Origin of the sequence: Microbacterium faecale (assembly GCF_014640975.1) — a bacterium.
Taxonomy (GTDB): Bacteria; Actinomycetota; Actinomycetes; order Actinomycetales; family Microbacteriaceae; genus Microbacterium; species Microbacterium faecale.
Genome location: NZ_BMHO01000001.1, coordinates 1,193,627 through 1,210,277, shown reverse-complemented (window position 1 = coordinate 1,210,277; position 16,651 = coordinate 1,193,627). Strand labels below are relative to the sequence as shown.

At 68.5% G+C, this 16,651-nt stretch carries 18 protein-coding genes and 1 riboswitch; of the genes, 7 read left to right on the top strand and 11 right to left on the bottom strand.

Features of this window, described 5'->3' with window-relative positions; translation table 11 throughout:
* Positions 1–33: 33 nt before the first annotated feature.
* The 4 genes from rlmB to IEW87_RS05570 are packed head-to-tail and all read right to left on the bottom strand — an operon-like array spanning position 34 to position 4,247.
* Positions 34–990, bottom strand: coding sequence for a 23S rRNA (guanosine(2251)-2'-O)-methyltransferase RlmB (rlmB, locus tag IEW87_RS05585; RefSeq protein ID WP_188711287.1), 957 nt, complete (start codon positions 988–990; stop codon positions 34–36).
* Positions 983–2,365, bottom strand: a complete 1,383-nt coding sequence (cysS, locus tag IEW87_RS05580) for a cysteine--tRNA ligase (protein WP_188711286.1) — start codon at positions 2,363–2,365, stop codon at positions 983–985. The genes rlmB and cysS overlap by 8 nt, the downstream gene beginning before the upstream one ends.
* Before the next feature lie 10 nt (positions 2,366–2,375).
* Positions 2,376–3,707 (bottom strand): 2-C-methyl-D-erythritol 2,4-cyclodiphosphate synthase, encoded by a 1,332-nt coding sequence (gene ispF / locus IEW87_RS05575; RefSeq protein ID WP_188711285.1) that lies wholly within the window; start codon positions 3,705–3,707, stop codon positions 2,376–2,378.
* Between the two features lie 54 nt (positions 3,708–3,761).
* Complete coding sequence (locus tag IEW87_RS05570) at positions 3,762–4,247, bottom strand: CarD family transcriptional regulator (RefSeq protein ID WP_188711284.1); 486 nt, start codon at positions 4,245–4,247, stop codon at positions 3,762–3,764.
* Between the two features lie 162 nt (positions 4,248–4,409).
* Here IEW87_RS05570 and IEW87_RS05565 point away from each other — a divergent pair, with 162 nt between their 5' ends.
* On the top strand, positions 4,410–4,931 hold the full coding sequence (locus tag IEW87_RS05565) for a DNA modification methylase (RefSeq protein ID WP_188711283.1): 522 nt from the start codon (positions 4,410–4,412) through the stop codon (positions 4,929–4,931).
* A gap of 59 nt (positions 4,932–4,990) precedes the next feature.
* Here the strand turns inward: IEW87_RS05565 and IEW87_RS05560 are convergent, their stop codons facing one another.
* Together IEW87_RS05560 and IEW87_RS05555 are read right to left on the bottom strand one after the other, a co-directional pair.
* Complete coding sequence (locus tag IEW87_RS05560) at positions 4,991–5,674, bottom strand: response regulator (RefSeq protein ID WP_188711282.1); 684 nt, start codon at positions 5,672–5,674, stop codon at positions 4,991–4,993.
* Positions 5,671–6,861 (bottom strand): sensor histidine kinase, encoded by a 1,191-nt coding sequence (locus tag IEW87_RS05555; RefSeq protein ID WP_188711281.1) that lies wholly within the window; start codon positions 6,859–6,861, stop codon positions 5,671–5,673. The genes IEW87_RS05560 and IEW87_RS05555 overlap by 4 nt, the downstream gene beginning before the upstream one ends.
* A gap of 190 nt (positions 6,862–7,051) precedes the next feature.
* Between IEW87_RS05555 and phoU the strand changes: the two genes are divergently transcribed.
* Complete coding sequence (phoU, locus tag IEW87_RS05550; protein ID WP_188711280.1) at positions 7,052–7,723, top strand: phosphate signaling complex protein PhoU; 672 nt, start codon at positions 7,052–7,054, stop codon at positions 7,721–7,723.
* A gap of 63 nt (positions 7,724–7,786) precedes the next feature.
* Here phoU and IEW87_RS05545 read toward each other — a convergent pair whose 3' ends face one another.
* From IEW87_RS05545 to IEW87_RS05530, 5 genes are all read right to left on the bottom strand, one after another.
* Positions 7,787–8,527 (bottom strand): phosphoglyceromutase, encoded by a 741-nt coding sequence (locus tag IEW87_RS05545; protein ID WP_188711279.1) that lies wholly within the window; start codon positions 8,525–8,527, stop codon positions 7,787–7,789.
* 9 nt (positions 8,528–8,536) lie between these two features.
* Positions 8,537–9,637, bottom strand: a complete 1,101-nt coding sequence (gene ygfZ, locus IEW87_RS05540) for a CAF17-like 4Fe-4S cluster assembly/insertion protein YgfZ (RefSeq protein WP_188711278.1) — start codon at positions 9,635–9,637, stop codon at positions 8,537–8,539.
* Entirely contained in the window at positions 9,637–10,245 is a 609-nt protein-coding gene (locus IEW87_RS05535) for a heme-binding beta-barrel domain-containing protein (RefSeq protein WP_188711277.1), read from the bottom strand. The genes ygfZ and IEW87_RS05535 overlap by 1 nt, the downstream gene beginning before the upstream one ends.
* Positions 10,246–10,311: 66 nt before the next feature.
* Positions 10,312–10,446 carry a hypothetical protein gene (locus IEW87_RS15135; protein ID WP_268234592.1) on the bottom strand — a complete coding sequence of 45 codons (135 nt, stop codon included), beginning with the start codon at positions 10,444–10,446 and terminating at the stop codon, positions 10,312–10,314.
* A 22-nt stretch (positions 10,447–10,468) separates the two neighbouring features.
* The gene (locus IEW87_RS05530) at positions 10,469–10,816 is read right to left on the bottom strand and encodes a hypothetical protein (protein WP_188711276.1); all 348 of its coding nucleotides are present in this window, start codon (positions 10,814–10,816) and stop codon (positions 10,469–10,471) included.
* Between the two features lie 134 nt (positions 10,817–10,950).
* Between IEW87_RS05530 and IEW87_RS05525 the strand changes: the two genes are divergently transcribed.
* From IEW87_RS05525 to IEW87_RS05505, 5 genes are read left to right on the top strand one after another with little or no spacing between them, the layout of a single operon-like run.
* On the top strand, positions 10,951–11,631 hold the full coding sequence (locus IEW87_RS05525; RefSeq protein WP_188711275.1) for a response regulator transcription factor: 681 nt from the start codon (positions 10,951–10,953) through the stop codon (positions 11,629–11,631).
* A 45-nt stretch (positions 11,632–11,676) separates the two neighbouring features.
* The gene (locus IEW87_RS05520; protein ID WP_188711274.1) at positions 11,677–13,881 is read left to right on the top strand and encodes an RNA degradosome polyphosphate kinase; all 2,205 of its coding nucleotides are present in this window, start codon (positions 11,677–11,679) and stop codon (positions 13,879–13,881) included.
* Between the two features lie 2 nt (positions 13,882–13,883).
* Positions 13,884–14,813 (top strand): NUDIX hydrolase, encoded by a 930-nt coding sequence (locus IEW87_RS05515; protein ID WP_188711273.1) that lies wholly within the window; start codon positions 13,884–13,886, stop codon positions 14,811–14,813.
* Between the two features lie 30 nt (positions 14,814–14,843).
* The gene (gene trpS / locus IEW87_RS05510; RefSeq protein WP_188711272.1) at positions 14,844–15,845 is read left to right on the top strand and encodes a tryptophan--tRNA ligase; all 1,002 of its coding nucleotides are present in this window, start codon (positions 14,844–14,846) and stop codon (positions 15,843–15,845) included.
* Entirely contained in the window at positions 15,838–16,404 is a 567-nt protein-coding gene (locus tag IEW87_RS05505) for a GNAT family N-acetyltransferase (protein WP_188711271.1), read from the top strand. The genes trpS and IEW87_RS05505 overlap by 8 nt, the downstream gene beginning before the upstream one ends.
* A gap of 103 nt (positions 16,405–16,507) precedes the next feature.
* Positions 16,508–16,645, top strand: a riboswitch (FMN riboswitch).
* Positions 16,646–16,651 lie beyond the last annotated feature (6 nt).

Below are 16,651 nucleotides of genomic sequence, written 5' to 3'. Positions count from 1 at the left end.
GGTGGGCGGAAGGCGCCCGGCGGTGTGGTCGTCTCAGCCGCGGAGAGTGGAGATCTGGTAAAGCGCGACCGACGCTGCGATGCCGGCATTGAGCGACTCGGTCGCGTCCGAGATCGGGATCGAGACGATCTGGTCGCAGTTCTCGCTGACGAGGCGCGACAGCCCGTCGCCCTCGCTGCCGATGACGATCACGAGCGGGCGGTCGGCGAGCTCGATGTCGGGCATGCGCACGTCGCCGCCGCCGTCGAGGCCGAGCACGAACACGCCCTGCTTCTTGAGGTCCTTGAGCGTCTGCGTGAGGTTCGACGCCATCGCCACGGGGATCCGTGCGGCCGCGCCGGCACTCGTCTTCCAGGCCGCCGAGTTCACGCCGGCCGACCGGCGCTGCGGCACGATGAGGCCCTGGCCCCCGAACGCGGCCGTCGAGCGGATGATCGCACCGAGGTTGCGGGGATCGGTCACGCCGTCGAGCGCGACGAGAAGCGGCGTGAGGCCCTTGTCGACGATGTTCTCGAGCAGGTCCTGCGGGTGCGCGTACTCGTACGGCGGCACCTTGAGGGCGACGCCCTGGTGCACGCCGTCGAAACCGGCCATCCGGTCGAGTTCGGGCCGCGTGACCTCGAGGACCGGCAGCTCGCGCTTGTGAGCGAGCGAGAGCATCTCCTTCACGCGATCGTCCATTTCAACGCGCTGCGCAACGTACAGCGTCGTCGCGGGGATCCGCGTGCGCAGCGCCTCGAGCACGCTGTTGCGTCCCGTGACGTATTCGTTTTCGTCGTTCGGCCGGCGACGCGGCGCCGAACGCTGCTGCGGTCGCTTCGACGAACTCCGGTCGGCGAGCTGTTTGTTGCGGTGCGCCTTGTGATAGACCCGGTCCTCAGCCTTCGGCGTCGGTCCGCGACCGGCGAGCTTCGCCTTGCCCTTGCCGCCCGACCCCTTGGTCGCGCCCTTTTTGCCCTTGCTCGCGCCGGGCCGCCCTGGCTTAGCCATCGATGCTCCAAACCGTTCCATCACGGGTGTCTTCGAGAACGACGCCGATGTCCGCGAATAGGTCGCGGATCCGGTCGGCTGTCGCCCAGTCTTTGTTTTCGCGCGCCTCGGCACGCTGTTCGATCATCGCTCGGACGAGGGCATCCAGAGCGGAAGCCGCCTTGTCGTCGACGTCGCCTGATTCGAGCGGATCGATGGCGAGGATCGTCGTCATCGCCTTCACCTGATGATAGGCGATCTCGGCTGTGACCTCGTCGCCGCCGTCGAGAGCGCTGTTGCCGCTCCGCACCGTCTCGTGCAGCACGGCGAGCGCCTGGGGCACCGACAGGTCGTCGTCCATCGCGTGCGAGAACGCCTCCGGCAATGTGGCAGGCCGATCCGCCACCGCCACGACGCGTTCGGCGCGCACGAGGAAGGTTCGGATTCGCTCCAGCGCCGACGCCGCCTCCGCCCACGACGACTCCGTCAGGTCGAGGCTTGAGCGGTAGTGCGCGGCCGCGAGCGCGTAGCGCACGACGCGGGCGGACCGCTGGGAGAGCACGTCGCGCACGAGCGTGACGTTGCCGATCGACTTCGACATCTTCTGCCCGCCGGCGGTCACGAGACCGTTGTGCACCCAGTAGCGGGCGAACGGATCCCCCGCCGCCTCCGACTGCGCGAGCTCGTTCTCGTGGTGCGGGAACCGCAGATCGAGGCCGCCCCCGTGGATGTCGAATTCCGCGCCGACGTAGCGCAGTGACATGGCGGAGCATTCGATGTGCCATCCGGGGCGGCCCGCGCCCCATGGCGAGGGCCAGGAGGCATCGGCGGGCTCGTCCGGCTTCGTCCCCTTCCAGAGGGCGAAGTCGTGGGCATCGCGCTTGCCGCGCAGGTCGGTCTCGTCGCTGACCATGGCGTCGATGTCTTGGCGCGTCAGTGCTCCATAGCTCGGCCAGGAGCTCACATCAAAGTAGACATCGCCATCAGCCGCATAGGCATGACCGCGATCGATCAGCCGCTGGATGAAGTCCTGCATCTGCGGGATCGACGCAGTGGCGCGCGGCTCGTAGGTGGGCGGGAGGATGTCGATGGCGTCGTACGCGGCGGTGAACTCCCGCTCCATCCGGTACGCGAGCGCCCACCACGGTTCGTCGGCAGTGGCGTTCTGCAGCACCTTGTCGTCGATGTCGGTGACGTTGCGCACGTATGTGACGCGGCCGTACCTGTGCTCGAGCCAGCGGCGGAGCAGGTCGAAGGACAACGCCGCGCGCAGGTGACCGACGTGCGGCCCCGACTGCACGGTCGGTCCGCAGACGTACATCGTCACGTTGTTCTCGTCGAGCGGGAGGAACTCGCGAAGCGCCTGCACGCGCGTGTCGTAGAGCCGGAGGGTCACGGATCCCAGCCTAACTGCGCGGTACGACGAGGGCCGTCGCGATGACGTGCACCCCTTCGCCACGTCCCGTGAAGCCGAGCCGATCGGTTGTCGTGGCCGAGACCGTCACGGGGGCCCCGAGCGCGTCGCTGAGGGCGCGCTCGGCCTCCGCGCGACGCGGCGAGAACACCGGACGGTTCGCCTGCAGCTGCACCGCAACGTTGCCGATCTGCCAGCCCGCGTCGGCGAGGATCCGTGCGGTCTCCGCGAGGAACGCCTCGGCATGCGCGCCGGCGAACTCGGGACGGTTCGTGCCGAAGTGGGTGCCGATGTCGCCGAGGCCGGCGGCATTCAGCACGGCATCGACGATCGCGTGGCCGACCGCATCGCCGTCGGAGTGGCCCGACAGTGCCGGTTCGCCAGGCCACTCGAGACCCGCGAGCCATAGGGATCCGTCTCCGCCGTAACCGTGCACGTCCGTGCCAACGCCGACGCGCGGCAGGTGAGGTCGCCGAGCTTCGGGAAATTCGGCGAGCGTCTCGAGATTCTCCCGCTCATCGCCGAGCGCCGACGAATTCCGAGACGCTCGACGCACGAGATCGCGCGCGCGGGTGAGGTCGGCGGCGGTCGTGATCTTGAACGCGAGCGCGGATCCCTCCACGCGCAGCACGTCGTGACCCGCGTCGGCGACGAGCGCCGCATCGTCCGTGAATTCCTCGGTCGCGCGCTCGTAGGCGGTGTCCAGGACATCGCGGCGGAACCCCTGCGGCGTCTGCGCCGTCGCGAGCTCCGATCGGTCGACGGCGGCGGCGATCCGGGATCCGTCGACCCGCTTGATCGTGTCGATGACGTCGACGGCCGCAATGACGCCGTGCCCGGTCTCCCGCACGCGCTCGGCCACGCGGTCGATGACCTCCGGCGGCGTCAGCGCCCGCGCCGCGTCGTGCACCAGGACGAGGTCGACGTCCGGCCACACGCGCGCGAGCCCCGCAGCGACCGAGGACTGTCTGGTAGCGCCCCCGGCGACGACCGTCACGAGATCGCGACGTTGCTCACTCACGACAGCGGCCGGACCCGCATGCTGCGGGGACGGGGCGACGTCTCGCGGATCCGCGGCCCGCCGGTCCGCGTCATCCGCGGCCGCATGCGCGATCGACAGCGCTTCGCCGAGATACTCCTCCGGCGCGACGACGATCACCTGTGCCGGGGCGGCGGCGAAGACACCGTCGAGACAGTGCCGCAGGATCGGACTCTCGTCGATGCCGACGAACGCCTTGGGCGCTCCGGCGCCGAGGCGCGCGCCGCTGCCAGCGGCGACGATGACGATCGCGGTGTCGATTCGGGCGATGCTCACGGTACACAAACCTAGTCGCCCCGCACCTTTGGGTGCGGGGCGACGACAAACGGTGCGGTGCGCTTACTCGCTTGCGAGGGCCTCGTCGAGGATGCGCGCGGCTTCCTCCTCGTCGACCTTCTTCGCGAGCGCGACCTCAGACTCGAGCACCTGGCGCGCCTTGGCGAGCATGCGCTTCTCGCCCGCGGACAGTCCGCGGTCCTGATCGCGGCGCCACAAGTCGCGAACGACCTCACTGACCTTGATGACGTCACCGGAGGCGAGCTTCTCGAGGTTCGCCTTGTAGCGACGCGACCAGTTGGTCGGCTCCTCGGTGAAGGGCGCCTTCAGTACGTCGAAGACCTCCTTGAGGCCACTCTCATCGATGACGTCGCGAACGCCGACGAGGTCGACGTTGTCGGCGGGAACCTCGATCACGAGGTCGCCCTGTGTGACGTTGAGCTTGAGGTAGGTCTTCTCCTCACCCTTGATGACTCGGGTCTTCACTTCGGTGATGGTTGCGGCCCCATGATGGGGGTAAACGACAGTCTCGCCAACCTCAAAAAGCATATGAATTACGTCCTTCCCAGCCTTATCTACTTTACCACAGCGCAGGTTGTACTAGGATTCCGCTCCGACCGTCGAGTCGCGTCGTCAGAACGCGCGGCGACAGCGTCTAAGATGGAAGGTGGCCCCGCGTCATGTGTGGCGCTCGCACCACCAGGAGGATCCGTGAAATCGCGCTTCATCGCGTCTCTCGCCGCCGTCGGCTTCGTGCTCGTGACCGCGACCGGCTGCAACATGGTTACGACTCAGGCGACGACCTTCGAGTACACGGCCTCCGACGGCGTGAACCTCCCGGCGGCGGAGACCGACGGCCTTGACGTCCGCAACGCGTTCGTGGTCGCCGACTACGACGGCGCCGCCGGCAACTTCATCGCGGTCCTGGTCAACACCACCGACGAGGCGCAGACCCTCACGATCGACTGGGGCGACGGCGACGCGTCGATCGACGTTCCCGCCGACGAGACGGTGAGCCTCGGCGCGAACGCCGAGCCGGAGCTGATTGAGGACTTCGGGATCATGCCGGGCGCGACGGTCAGCATGTACATCCAGCCGGGCCTCGGCGAAGGCGTCGAGATCGAGGTTCCCGTCCTCAACAACTGCCTGACCGAGTACTCCGACCTCGCACCCAACGACGAGTACGACGCCGAGTTCTGCGCGCCGGTGCTCGAGGTCGACACCGAGCACTGATCCTCTCGGATCAACGAGTGAGGGCCCCGCGAATCGCGGGGCCCTCACTCGTTGGATGCCTATCCCTCGAAACGGTAGCCGAGACCGCGCACGGTCACGAGCATCTGCGGCTTCGACGGCGTCACTTCGATGCGCGACCGGATCCGCTTGATGTGCACGTCGAGCGTCTTCGTGTCGCCGAAATAGTCGGAGCCCCACACGCGGTCGATGAGCTGACCGCGCGTGAGCACGCGCCCTGTGTTGCGCATCAGCAGCTCGAGCAGTTCGAACTCCTTCAACGGCATCGCGATCTGCTCGCCGTCGACCGAGACGGTGTGACGGTCGATGTCGAGCGTCACCCGCCCGGCCTCCAGCACATGCTCGTCGAGGTCGTCCTCTGACGCCATCGAGCGACGCAGGACGGCCCGCATGCGGGCGAGAAGCTCCCGCGACGAGTACGGCTTGGTCACGTAGTCGTCGGCACCGAGCTCCAACCCGACGACGATGTCGACCTCGCTGTCCTTCGCGGTCAGCATCACGATCGGTACGGAACTCGTCGTGCGGATCTGACGACACACCTCCGTTCCCGGCATTCCCGGGAGCATGAGGTCGAGCAGGATGACATCCGCGCCGCCCTCCCGGTACCGGCGGAGGGCCTTCTCTCCGTCGTCCGCGATCTCCACCTCGAAGCCCTCACGCTGCAGCAGATACGCGAGCGGATCCGCGAGGTCGGGTTCGTCTTCCACGAGCAGAACGCGCGTCATGCCTTCTCTTCCTTCCGTTGCGCGGCGAGCTTCGCCGCGCGCTTGGCGTGTCTCTTCCCGGACGCGGATTCTTCCGTGTCGACCGCGGGAAGGCAGATGGTGAACGTCGATCCGTGGCCCTCGCGCGACCACAGCCGCACTTCGCCCCCGTGACGCTGGATCGCGTGCTTGACGATCGAGAGGCCGAGCCCGGTTCCGCCGGTGTGACGTGAGCGCGCCTGGTCGGCGCGGTAGAACCGTTCGAAGATCCGCTTCTGGTCGTCTTCCGTGATGCCGATGCCCTGGTCGGTCACCGCGATCTCGACGATGCCGTCCTCGACCCGCACGCCGATGCCCACGCGCGAGCCCGCCGGCGAGTACGCGACGGCGTTGGAGACGAGGTTGCTGAGCGCCTCGACGAGCACGCGAGCGTCCCCGCGGACGTGATGGCCCCGCTCTCCGCCGGTGACGAGTTCGACCTCGGCGCCCGCTGCGGTGATCTGATGCGCCTCGACGGCGCGTATGACGACCTCGTCGACCGCGATCGTCGACACGTCGATCACCTCGCCCGTCGCCTGCAGTCGCGACAGGTTCATGATCCGTCCGGTCAGCTGTCCCAGCCGATCGGCCTCGGCCGAGACGCGCCCCGAGAAGCGTCGCACCTGATCGGGGTCGTCCGCGGCCATCTCGAGGGCCTCAGCGAGCAGCGAGATCGCACCCACCGGCGTTTTGAGCTCGTGGCTCGTGTTTTGGATGAAGTCCTGCCGCATCTGCTGCACGCGCTCCTGCTCGGAGATATCGCGGACGAACACGGCGACGAAACCGGGATCGATCTGCGCCGCGCGGGCGACGACGAGTCGCGGCTCGCGGTCGAGGCGGCCGGCGCGGATCCGCATCGTCTGCGACTCGCTGAGTCCCGTTTCGCGCGCCTCCTTCATCAGCTCGCGTAGCTCCTCCTGGTCGAGGCGCGTGCCGGCCACGGCACCGAGCCACGTCGACGATGGCGATGTCGCGACGACGATGCCCGAGGAGTTCGTGATGACGGCCGCATCGTCCAGCGCATCGAGCATCGCGGTGACGGCGGACGGCACCGTGGGGTGCGCGCTCTCCTCTGCGCGGCGGCGCGCGCGGAGCGCCGCCAGCACCATGAGAGTCACGCCGACGCCGATGGCGACTCCGACGAGGAGCGCGATCAGAGATGCGGGCATGCCTCCAGAGTAGGGTGGACGTGAAGGTCGCCGTGCATCCGGTCGCGAGAATCCCGGCACGGCCCGGCGAGAGTTCATGAGGACTCCACCCGCCGTTAACCTTCGCTCGGCACACTCGCGGTTGCCGTGCGCGACGCCCGTTGCACGTTGCGACGCGGGAACCACCATCAGCGGAAGGGCGCGAGACGATATGCGCGAAGTTTTCCACGACACCCTCGAAGACATCCAGGGGCGGCTCGCCGAGATCTCCGAGCTCGTGACCGAAGCCATCGAGAAGGCGACGGCGGCGTTCGCGTCGGGCGACGTGTCGCTCGCCGAAGACGTCATCGCAAACGACGACCGAATCGATGCGCTCGTCCTCAGCACCGACGAGATCGCGATCGAGACGCTGGCCATGCAGCAGCCGGTCGCGCAGGACCTGCGCGTGATCGTGACGGCGCTGCGCGTGAGCGCCTCGCTCGAGCGGATGGGCGACCTCGCCGAGCACATCGCGCAGCTCGTGCGCTCGCGATACCCCGAGCGCGCGATCCCGAAGGGCCTCAAGAAGACCTTCACGAAGATGGGCGAGCTCGACGTGCAGGTCGCGCGTACCCTCACGAAGCTGCTCAAGACCCAGGATCTCCAGTACGCGACGCTGATCCGCGATACCGACGACGACATCGACGAGCTGCACGCCTCGGTCTACGAGCGCGTGCTCGCCGACACGTTCACGGGTGAGATCCCGCACGCGATCGACGCGACGCTCGCGAGCCGATACCACGAGCGCTTCGCCGACCACGCCGTCTCGGTGGCGAAGAAGGTCGTGTACCTCGCCACGGGCGACTGGGCGGGGTCCGACGACGAGGACAGCCTCGGCGCCTGACCGACGCATCGAAGAGGAGGGGCCAGGAGGATCGATCCTCCTGGCCCCTCCTTCGTCGGTGGGCTACTTCTTGCCCTGCGAGGCGACGGCGGCGGCTCCGGCCGCGGCGGCCTCGGGGTCGAGATAGCGCGCCGCCTTCACGGGGCGCATCTCGTCGTCGAGTTCGTAGACCAGCGGGATCCCCGTGGGGATGTTGAGGCCCGCGATGTCCTCGTCGCTGATGCCGTCGAGGTGCTTCACGAGCGCGCGCAGCGAGTTGCCGTGCGCCGCGACGATGACCGTCTTGCCCGCGGAGAGGTCAGGGACGATCTCGCCCTCCCAGTACGGCAGCATGCGGTCGATGACGAGCTTCAGCGACTCCGTGGCCGGCATGTCGTCGAGACCGGCGTAACGCGGGTCGTTCGTCTGCGCGAACTCGTCGTCCGCGTCGATCGCGGGCGGCGGCGCGTCGAACGAGCGGCGCCAGGTCGTGAACTGCTCCTCGCCGAACTCCTCGAGGGTTTGCGCCTTGTCCTTGCCCTGCAGCGCGCCGTAGTGGCGCTCGTTGAGGCGCCACGATCGCTTCGTGGGGATCCACAGACGGTCGGCGGCGTCGAGGGCGATGTTGGCCGTCTGGATCGCGCGGCTCAGCAGCGAGGTGTGCAGCACATCGGGCAGCACCCCCTGCTCGGCGAGCAGTTCGCCGCCGCGCTTCGCCTCCGCGCGGCCCTGCTCGGTGAGCCGGACATCGACCCACCCGGTGAAGAGGTTCTTCTGGTTCCAGTCGCTCTGCCCGTGACGGAGCAGGATCAGCGTGTGCGTCATGCCACCAGCCTACTGCGGCGGGTCGACCGCCTTCCGACGAGACAGCCTGGTCAGCCGCGGCACCTCCGCCGTGCGGCCAGCGTCGGCGGGGACGATGATCTCCTGCGACGCCGCGACGCGGGTCCCTTCGGTCTCGACCTCGAGCGCGGCCTCACCCGGCGTGCGCCGCGTGAGGATCGCGAGCGCGATCGGCCCGAATTCGTGGTGGAGCGCGCTGGACGTGATCTGCCCGGCCTCGCGTTCGCCGTCGAAGACCGTGTCGCCGCGCGCCGGGAGAACCGAATCGGATCCGTCGAGGTGCAGCATCGCGAGCCGGCGCGGCGGGTGGCCGAGATTGTGCACCTTCGCGACCGTCTCCTGGCCGCGGTAGCAGCCCTTGTCGAGATGGACCGCCGTGCGGAGCCAGTCGGATTCGTGCGGGATGGAGCGCTCATCGACCTCGTTTGCCCAGCGCGGGCGCCAGGCCGCGATCCGCAGCGCCTCCGCTGCGAGCGCGCCCGCAACCGGCAGGTCCGCGAGGGGCGCGAGATCGGCGACGACCGCCTCCGCCCACGCGTAATCGGATCCGGGATGCTCCGCCACCGACGCGTACTGCCATCCCCCGGGCGTGACGCCCGTCCACGGATCGTGCCAGACGGCGGGCGCGTCACCCTCGCGCACCGCGGCCTCGACGACCCGCTCGTACGCGGATCCGTTGCGCATCACGCCGACGACGTGCAGGTCGTCGCGCACCACGATCTCGGCCTGCGCACGGAAGCGCATCATCGTGAGCCACTTCGCGAGCGGCGCGGCATCCGCCGCGTCTGCGATCAGCCACAGTGTCGTGCCGTCTTCGACGACGGCGGCGGCATGCTCGACCCGGCCCTGCGGATCCAGCACCAGCAGCTCGGTCGATTCCCCCGCGCGCAGGCGCGCGACGGCCTGCGAGGTGATCGAATCGAGCCAGCTGCGGCGTTCTTCGCCCGTGATCGAGATGACGGCGCGGTCGTCGCGCGACACGATCGCGGATCCGTTGTCGAGCGAACGCTGCTCGCGGACAGGGTTGCCCGCGTGCTGGATGACGCCGTCGTCAGCGACGACGCCGTCTCTCGTGAGGAAGGGGTTCGTCATCAGGACACCTTTGCCAATCGCGCCGATGCGTGGGACGCGAGTTCGCGACCGAGCGCCGCGATGTCCCACGCCCACAGCAGATGACCGTCGACGAGCCCGTACAACCGGGTCGCGGCGGCATAGGGCTTCGTGCTGGCCGAGCGGACGACGGCATCCGTGCCGAGATCGACCCGCGCGGCGTTCACCTCTCCGACGTAGAGCTCCTGCACGCCGTCGGAGTGGCTCAGCATGACCTCGACGGGGAAGCCGCCGTCGGGCGCGGTGCGCAGCCGCTCCACGTCCTCGGCCGTGCGCGCCGGCTCCGCGGCGAGCGCGGGAAGCAGGCCCGGTCCTGGCACCTGATCGGTCGCCTCGCGCGCCAGGCGCCAGAAGCCGGTTTCGGACACGAGCTGCTGGCGTGGCCGGTCGCCTGCCGGGAGCAGGGTGGCGGTCGCGGAGTAGTTGAGGAACGGCCCGCCGTCGTGGCTGAAGCTCACCCGGTGGGAGAACTCGCCCGAGTAGTGCACGTCGCCGACGTGGTAATCGATGACGCCCGTTCCCTCCCATACGCCGATCAGCCAGTACAGCGGCACGATGTCCGCGGGGGCGTCAGAGGGGATCTCGATCATGGTCTTCCCAGCGTATCCGCGCGCACGACAGGCAGGGCCGGGTGCCGTGCACCCGCAGGCCCGGCGCTACTTCTGGCCGCGGAAGAGGTTCAGGAGGACCGCGCCCGACACGAACGCAATCGCGACGCTCGCGAGCCCGAGCAGGCCCAGGAAGAACATCTCGAGTGCGAAGACGTCGACGCCGGCGAGGAATTCCAACATGACTACATCCTATCTCGCGCGCTCAGAGCGACGCGAACTCCGCGGGGAACAGCGTCAGGCCCGTAGCCACGGCGGTGAACAGCGCGACGACGAGAGACACGATGCCGACGATGACGACGGATCCGAGGGCGGCCGTCGCCGTGCGCAGGATGAACCCGTCGGCGCGGCCGATGATGAGCTGCACGGCGAAGGCGACGATGATGCTGATTCCCGCCACCGCCGAGAACCACTCCCAGCGCTGCAGGCTCGGCCCGAAAAATGCGGTCGCGAGCGCGAGGACGAGAGCGATGCTCCACGGCAGGATCAGGCCCTGGCTGCGGGCGATGCGCCCGACGATGCCGCCCGGGCGGCGCGCCTCGGCGTCCGTCATGCCGCTCCCCTCTCGTCTGCGTTCCGTGGATCCCATTCTGCCCGATGCGACACGGCCACCGTGACGCGGCGTCCCCGGTCTGACATAAAATACTTCCACGCCAGGCCCGTCTACGGGCCGAGAGGAAGTGTCCCGTGGCCCATCTGCTCGTGCTGAGCTCCGCACCGGAGATCGATCCGCCCCTGCCCGCACTGGAGCTGCTGGGGCACCACGTTCAGCAGATTTCCGCCTCACCCGCGCAGCTCGTGGGCGCGCCCAGCACGGACGTCCTCATCGTCGATGCGCGCGGCGACCTCGTCAGCGCCAAATCGCTGTGCCGGATCCTCCACACGACGGGCATCGATTCACCGCTGCTGCTCGTCACGACGGAGGGCGGACTGACCGCGGTCTCCCCCGACTGGGGCGTCGACGACATCGTGCTGACGGGGGCTGGCCCCGCCGAGATCGACGCGCGGATCCGTCTCGCGCTGGGGCGCCAAGAGGCCGACCCCGCGACGACGCGCGTACAGACGTCGGGGATCACGATCGACGAGGCCTCGTACTCCGCGAAGGTGCGCGGCAAGCCGCTCGACCTCACGTTCAAGGAGTTCCAGCTGCTGCACTTCCTCGCGACGCACCCGTCGCGGGTGTTCACGCGCGAGCAGCTGCTGAGCGAGGTGTGGGGCTACGACTACTTCGGCGGCACGCGCACGGTCGACGTGCACGTGCGGCGCCTGCGGGCGAAACTCGGTGACCTCGATCAGCTCATCGGCACGGTGCGCAACGTCGGGTATCGCTTCCAGGTGAGCGACGAGCAGCCGCATGATGTCCGCTGACGAGAATTCACCCTGGATTTCCCTCCCGGTGTCAGGATGGAACGCATGACCGACTCCACGATCGTCGACACCGGGCTGGGCGACTCGGAGGATGACGACTTCGATGAGCTGATCGAGGCCGCCGGATCCGACCTGCCCGATCACCGCTACTTCGACCGCGAGCTGAGCTGGCTCGCGTTCAACCAGCGCGTGCTCGAGCTCGCGGAGGATCCCACCGTGCCCCTGCTGGAGCGGGCGAACTTCCTCGCGATCTTCGCGAGCAACCTCGACGAGTTCTTCATGGTGCGCGTCGCTGGCCTCAAGCGCCGCATCGTCACCGGCCTCGCGGTGCCCACGAACATCGGCACGACGCCGCAGAAGGTGCTCGAGTGGATCAGCAACATGGCGCACGACCTGCAGGAGCGGCACGCGCGCGTCTGGAGCGAGGACGTGCGCCCCGCGCTCGCGGCGGAGAAGATCGAGTTCGTCGAATGGGATCACCTCACCGAGCGCGAGCGGACCCTCCTGTACGAGTACTTCGAAGAGTACGTCTACCCGGTCCTCATGCCGCTCGCCGTGGACCCGGCCCACCCCTTTCCCTACATCTCGGGGCTGTCGCTCAACCTCGCGGTGCGGATCCGTCATTCGCGGACCGGCCGCGAGGAGTTCGCGCGCATCAAGGTGCCACCCATGCTGCCGCGCGCCATCCGCGTGCCGAGCGAGGCCGACGGCGCGGACGATCCCGACAGCCCGCGCGACCGATTCCTGCCGCTCGAGATGCTGATCGCCCAGCACCTCGACGAGCTGTTCCCCGGCATGGAGCTGATCGAGCACCACGCCTTCCGCCTCACGCGGAACGAAGACATGGTGATCGAGGAGGACGAGTCGGAGAACCTCATCCAGGCGCTCGAGGAGGAGCTGCTGCGGCGCCGGTTCGGGCCGCCGATCCGCCTCGAGATCACCGAGGACATGGATGACGTGACTCTCGAACTGCTGCTCGACGAGCTCGACATCACTCACCAGGAGGTGTACCGCCTCCCCGCTCCGCTCGACCTGCGCGCCCTCTTCCAGCTGAACAAGGTCGATCGCCCCGACCTGCGCTACAACAAGCACGTCCCGGTGACGGCGCTGGCGTTCCAGCCCGTCGACTCCGATTCGAAGCACGCCAAGGCCGACGTCTTCGCGCAGATCCGCAAGGGCGACGTGCTCGTGCACCACCCCTACGAGTCGTTCGCCACCAGCGTGCAGACGTTCCTCGAGCAGGCCGCGCGGGATCCGCAGGTGCTCGCGATCAAACAGACGCTGTACCGCACCTCGGGCGACAGCCCGATCGTGCAGGCCCTCATCGACGCCGCCGAGAACGGCAAGCAGGTGCTCGCGCTGGTCGAGGTGAAGGCGCGCTTCGACGAGGCCAACAACATCGAATGGGCGCGGATCCTCGAGAAGTCCGGCGTGCACGTCGTCTACGGTCTCGTGGGGCTCAAGACCCACTGCAAGATCGCGTCGGTGCTGCGCGAGGAGCACGGCAAGCTCCGCCACTACACGCACGTGGGCACCGGAAACTACAACCCCAAGACAAGCCGCCTGTACGAGGACATCGGCCTGTTCACGTGCGATCCGGTGGTCGGCCGCGACGTCACGCGTCTGTTCAACGAGCTGAGCGGCTACGCGATCGAGAAGAAGTTCAAGCGCCTGCTGACCGCGCCGCTCCACCTGCGCAAGGGACTCCTGAAGCGCATCGATCGCGAGACGCGCCGGGCTGCGGAGGGCAAACCCGCGTACGTGCGCATCAAGGTCAACTCGATGGTGGACGAACAGATCATCGACGCGCTCTACCGGGCCTCGATGGCCGGCGTGAGAGTCGACGTCTGGGTGCGCGGCATCTGCAGCCTGCGCGTGGATCTGCCGGGCGTGAGCGACAACATCCGCGTGCGCAGCGTGCTCGGACGCTACCTCGAGCACTCGCGCATCTTCGCGTTCGGCGAGGGAGAGGATGCGACGGTCTACATCGGCAGCGCCGACATGATGCACCGCAACCTCGACCGACGCGTCGAAGCGCTGGTGCAGGTCACGGATCCGCGCCACATGCAGGACCTCATCAACTACGTCGACCTCGCGATGAACGAGGGATCCGCGACCTGGCATCTCGGCGAGAACGGCTCGTGGACGCGGCACCACCTCAGCGCCGACGGCGAGCCGCTCGCCGACGTGCAGGACACGACGATGTCCCTGATCCAGCGGCGCCGGCGCTCCCGGCAGACGAGGCGCTGAGGGTGGGCCGGCGCGTCCTCGCGGCCGGCGGCGTCGTCTGGCGCCGGGTCGACGACCGCATCCAGGTGCTGCTCGTGTACCGGAAGAAGTTCCGCGACCTGTCGTTCGCGAAGGGCAAGCTCGATCCGGGCGAGACCTTCCCGGAGACCGCGGTGCGGGAGATCGCCGAGGAGACGGGGATCCGCGGAGAACTCGGGCCGCCGCTCGGGTGCGTCGAGTATCACCTGCCGTCGGGGCGCGAGAAGCTCGTGCACTACTGGGCGGTGGAGGCGACGCCCGAGGCGATCGAGGCCTCGGATTTCACGCCGAACAAGGAGATCGCCGCGCTCGAGTGGCTGTCACTCAAGAAAGCGCGGAAGAAGGTCAGCTACCCCGTCGACCGCGAAGTGCTCACGCGGTTCGAGGAGCTCATCGCCGCCGACGGGCTCGACACCTTTCCGATCGTCCTGTTGCGGCACGGCACCGCCGGATCCGCCCCCGTCGACAGCGAGCGGCCCCTCGCGCCGCGCGGCGAGAAGCAGGCGAAGGCCGCAGTGCGTCCGCTGAAGGCGTTCGGCGTGCGGCGCATCATCGCCTCGTCAGCGCTGCGCTGCCAGCAGACTGTGGCGCCGCTGTCGAAGAAGCTCGGGCGCCGCGTGCACGTCAGCGACGCGATCAGCCAGGACGCGTGGGCCGCGCAGGACGGCGACGTCGCGTCGATCGTCGCCAAACGGATCCGCAAGCAGAAGGGAGCCGTGCTGTGCTCCCACGGCCCCGTACTGCCCGAGATCATGGAGGCGATCGCGAGCGAGACCGGAACGCCGCCGTCGACCGAACTGCGTCGCGCCGCCGCGCTCGAGACGGGATCCTTCACCGTGGTGCACGTGCGCCGCGGCGGCGAGGTCGCCGCGATCGAGACGCACGCGCCGCTATCAGATCGCCGGCCGACATGAGCGCCGAGCGGTGCGCCGTAGACTGATCGGGTGACGAAACCACGCCTCTTCTCCGGTATGCAGCCGTCCGCCGATTCGCTTCAGATCGGCAACTACATCGGCGCCCTCATGCAGTGGCGCGGCATGCAGGACGACTTCGACGCGTTCTTCACCGTCGTCGACCTGCACGCGATCACGGTGCCGCAGGATCCGAAGGAGCTGCGCGAGAAGACCCGGCGCACCGCCGCGCAGTACATTGCGGCGGGCATCGAGCCCGACAAGTCGACGCTGTACGTGCAGTCGCAGGTCCCCGCGCACGCCGAGCTGGCGTGGATCCTGTCGACGATCACCGGCTTCGGCGAGGCCGGCCGGATGACGCAGTTCAAGGACAAGTCGCAGCGCTATGGATCCGACCAGGCGAGCGTCGGCCTCTTCACGTATCCCGTGCTGATGGCGGCCGACATCCTGCTGTTCCAGGCGGAGGCCGTTCCCGTCGGAGACGACCAGAAGCAGCACGTGGAGCTCACGCGCAACCTCGCCGAGCGGTTCAACGCGCGCTTCGGCGAGACGTTCACCGTGCCGGAGCCCGTGATCCCCCGCGAAACCGCGCGCATCTACGACCTGCAGGAGCCGACGTCGAAGATGTCGAAGTCGGCCGAGTCGCAGGCCGGCGTGCTGTACCTGCTCGACGACGTGAACGTCACCGCGAAGAAGATCATGCGCGCGGTGACTGACTCCGAGGGCATCGTGCGCTACGACCGCGACGAGAAGCCCGGGGTCTCGAACCTGCTGGCGATCTACTCGGCGCTGACCGGATCCTCGGTGGCGGCGATCGAGGACGAGTACGCCGGACGCGGGTACGGCGACTTCAAAAAGGGGCTGCGCGACGTCGTCGTGGCGGAGTTCGAGCCGGTGCGAGCACGTGCGCTCGAACTGCTGGACGATCCGGCGGAGCTCGACCGCGTGCTGTCGGCCAACGCGACGCGCGCCGCCGAGGCCGCGGAACACACGCTCACCGCGGTCTACGAGCGCGTCGGGCTCCTTCGTGGGTGACCCGGTCCCCCTGACGACGACACGACTGCGCCTCACCGCGCCGGGGACCTCTGACGTCGACGCGATCTACGAGGCGTGTCAGGATCCGGATATCCAGTACTACACGACGGTGCCGTCGCCGTACACGCGGCAGGACGCGGAGACGTTCGTCGGACTCGTCGCCGAGTGGTGGCAGGCGGGCACCGAACACGTGTGGGCGATCCGGCCGGGCGACGAGCTCGTCGGTGTCGTCGGCCTGCACCACATCAGCGAGGGCGGGGCGGAACTGGGCTTCTGGATGGCCCCGTCCGGCCGCGGCCACGGCTATATGGCGGAGGCGGCAAGCGCCGTCATCGATTTCGCGTTCGGTCCGATGCGCCTGGAGCGCATCCAGTGGCAGGCGGTCGTCGGCAACGCGGGCTCGGCCGGCGTGGCGCAGCGACTGGGTTTCCAGCTGGAGGGCGTCCGCCGCAGGTCTCTCCCCCGTCACGGCACCAGCGGGGCGCACGGCCGCGCCGACGGCTGGGTCGCGGGCCTGCTCTCCACCGACCCCCGCACGCCCCAGCACTGGGGCCTGTAAGCACTGCTTCGCTCCCCGCGCGAGCCGATCCCCGCGGAGGTGACTGCGTTTCGCGCCTGCCCGCGGGAATACATTCTGACGGGGCACGTTATGCTTGCTGGAGAACGTGCTCCGGGGTCGGTGTGAATCCGAACCGGCGGTAAAGTCCGCGATCCCCACTGACGTGGGGGTGATCCGGTGTAATTCCGGAACCGACGGTGATGCAGGGTGACCTGCTAGTCCGGATGGGAGGCAGCACGACGAGCCT

What these genes read in the sequence shown, in the direction of transcription:
- phoU (WP_188711280.1), top strand. Translation starts at nt 7,052, where the DNA reads ATGCGCGAAGTTTTCCACGACACCCTCGAAGACATCCAGGGGCGGCTC.
- IEW87_RS05570 (WP_188711284.1), bottom strand. Translation starts at nt 4,247, where the DNA reads ATGCTTTTTGAGGTTGGCGAGACTGTCGTTTACCCCCATCATGGGGCC.
- IEW87_RS05560 (WP_188711282.1), bottom strand. Translation starts at nt 5,674, where the DNA reads ATGACGCGCGTTCTGCTCGTGGAAGACGAACCCGACCTCGCGGATCCG.
- IEW87_RS05520 (WP_188711274.1), top strand. Translation starts at nt 11,677, where the DNA reads ATGACCGACTCCACGATCGTCGACACCGGGCTGGGCGACTCGGAGGAT.
- IEW87_RS05535 (WP_188711277.1), bottom strand. Translation starts at nt 10,245, where the DNA reads ATGATCGAGATCCCCTCTGACGCCCCCGCGGACATCGTGCCGCTGTAC.
- rlmB (WP_188711287.1), bottom strand. Translation starts at nt 990, where the DNA reads ATGGCTAAGCCAGGGCGGCCCGGCGCGAGCAAGGGCAAAAAGGGCGCG.
- IEW87_RS15135 (WP_268234592.1), bottom strand. Translation starts at nt 10,446, where the DNA reads ATGTTGGAATTCCTCGCCGGCGTCGACGTCTTCGCACTCGAGATGTTC.
- ygfZ (WP_188711278.1), bottom strand. Translation starts at nt 9,637, where the DNA reads ATGACGAACCCCTTCCTCACGAGAGACGGCGTCGTCGCTGACGACGGC.
- IEW87_RS05530 (WP_188711276.1), bottom strand. Translation starts at nt 10,816, where the DNA reads ATGACGGACGCCGAGGCGCGCCGCCCGGGCGGCATCGTCGGGCGCATC.
- IEW87_RS05555 (WP_188711281.1), bottom strand. Translation starts at nt 6,861, where the DNA reads ATGCCCGCATCTCTGATCGCGCTCCTCGTCGGAGTCGCCATCGGCGTC.
- IEW87_RS05545 (WP_188711279.1), bottom strand. Translation starts at nt 8,527, where the DNA reads ATGACGCACACGCTGATCCTGCTCCGTCACGGGCAGAGCGACTGGAAC.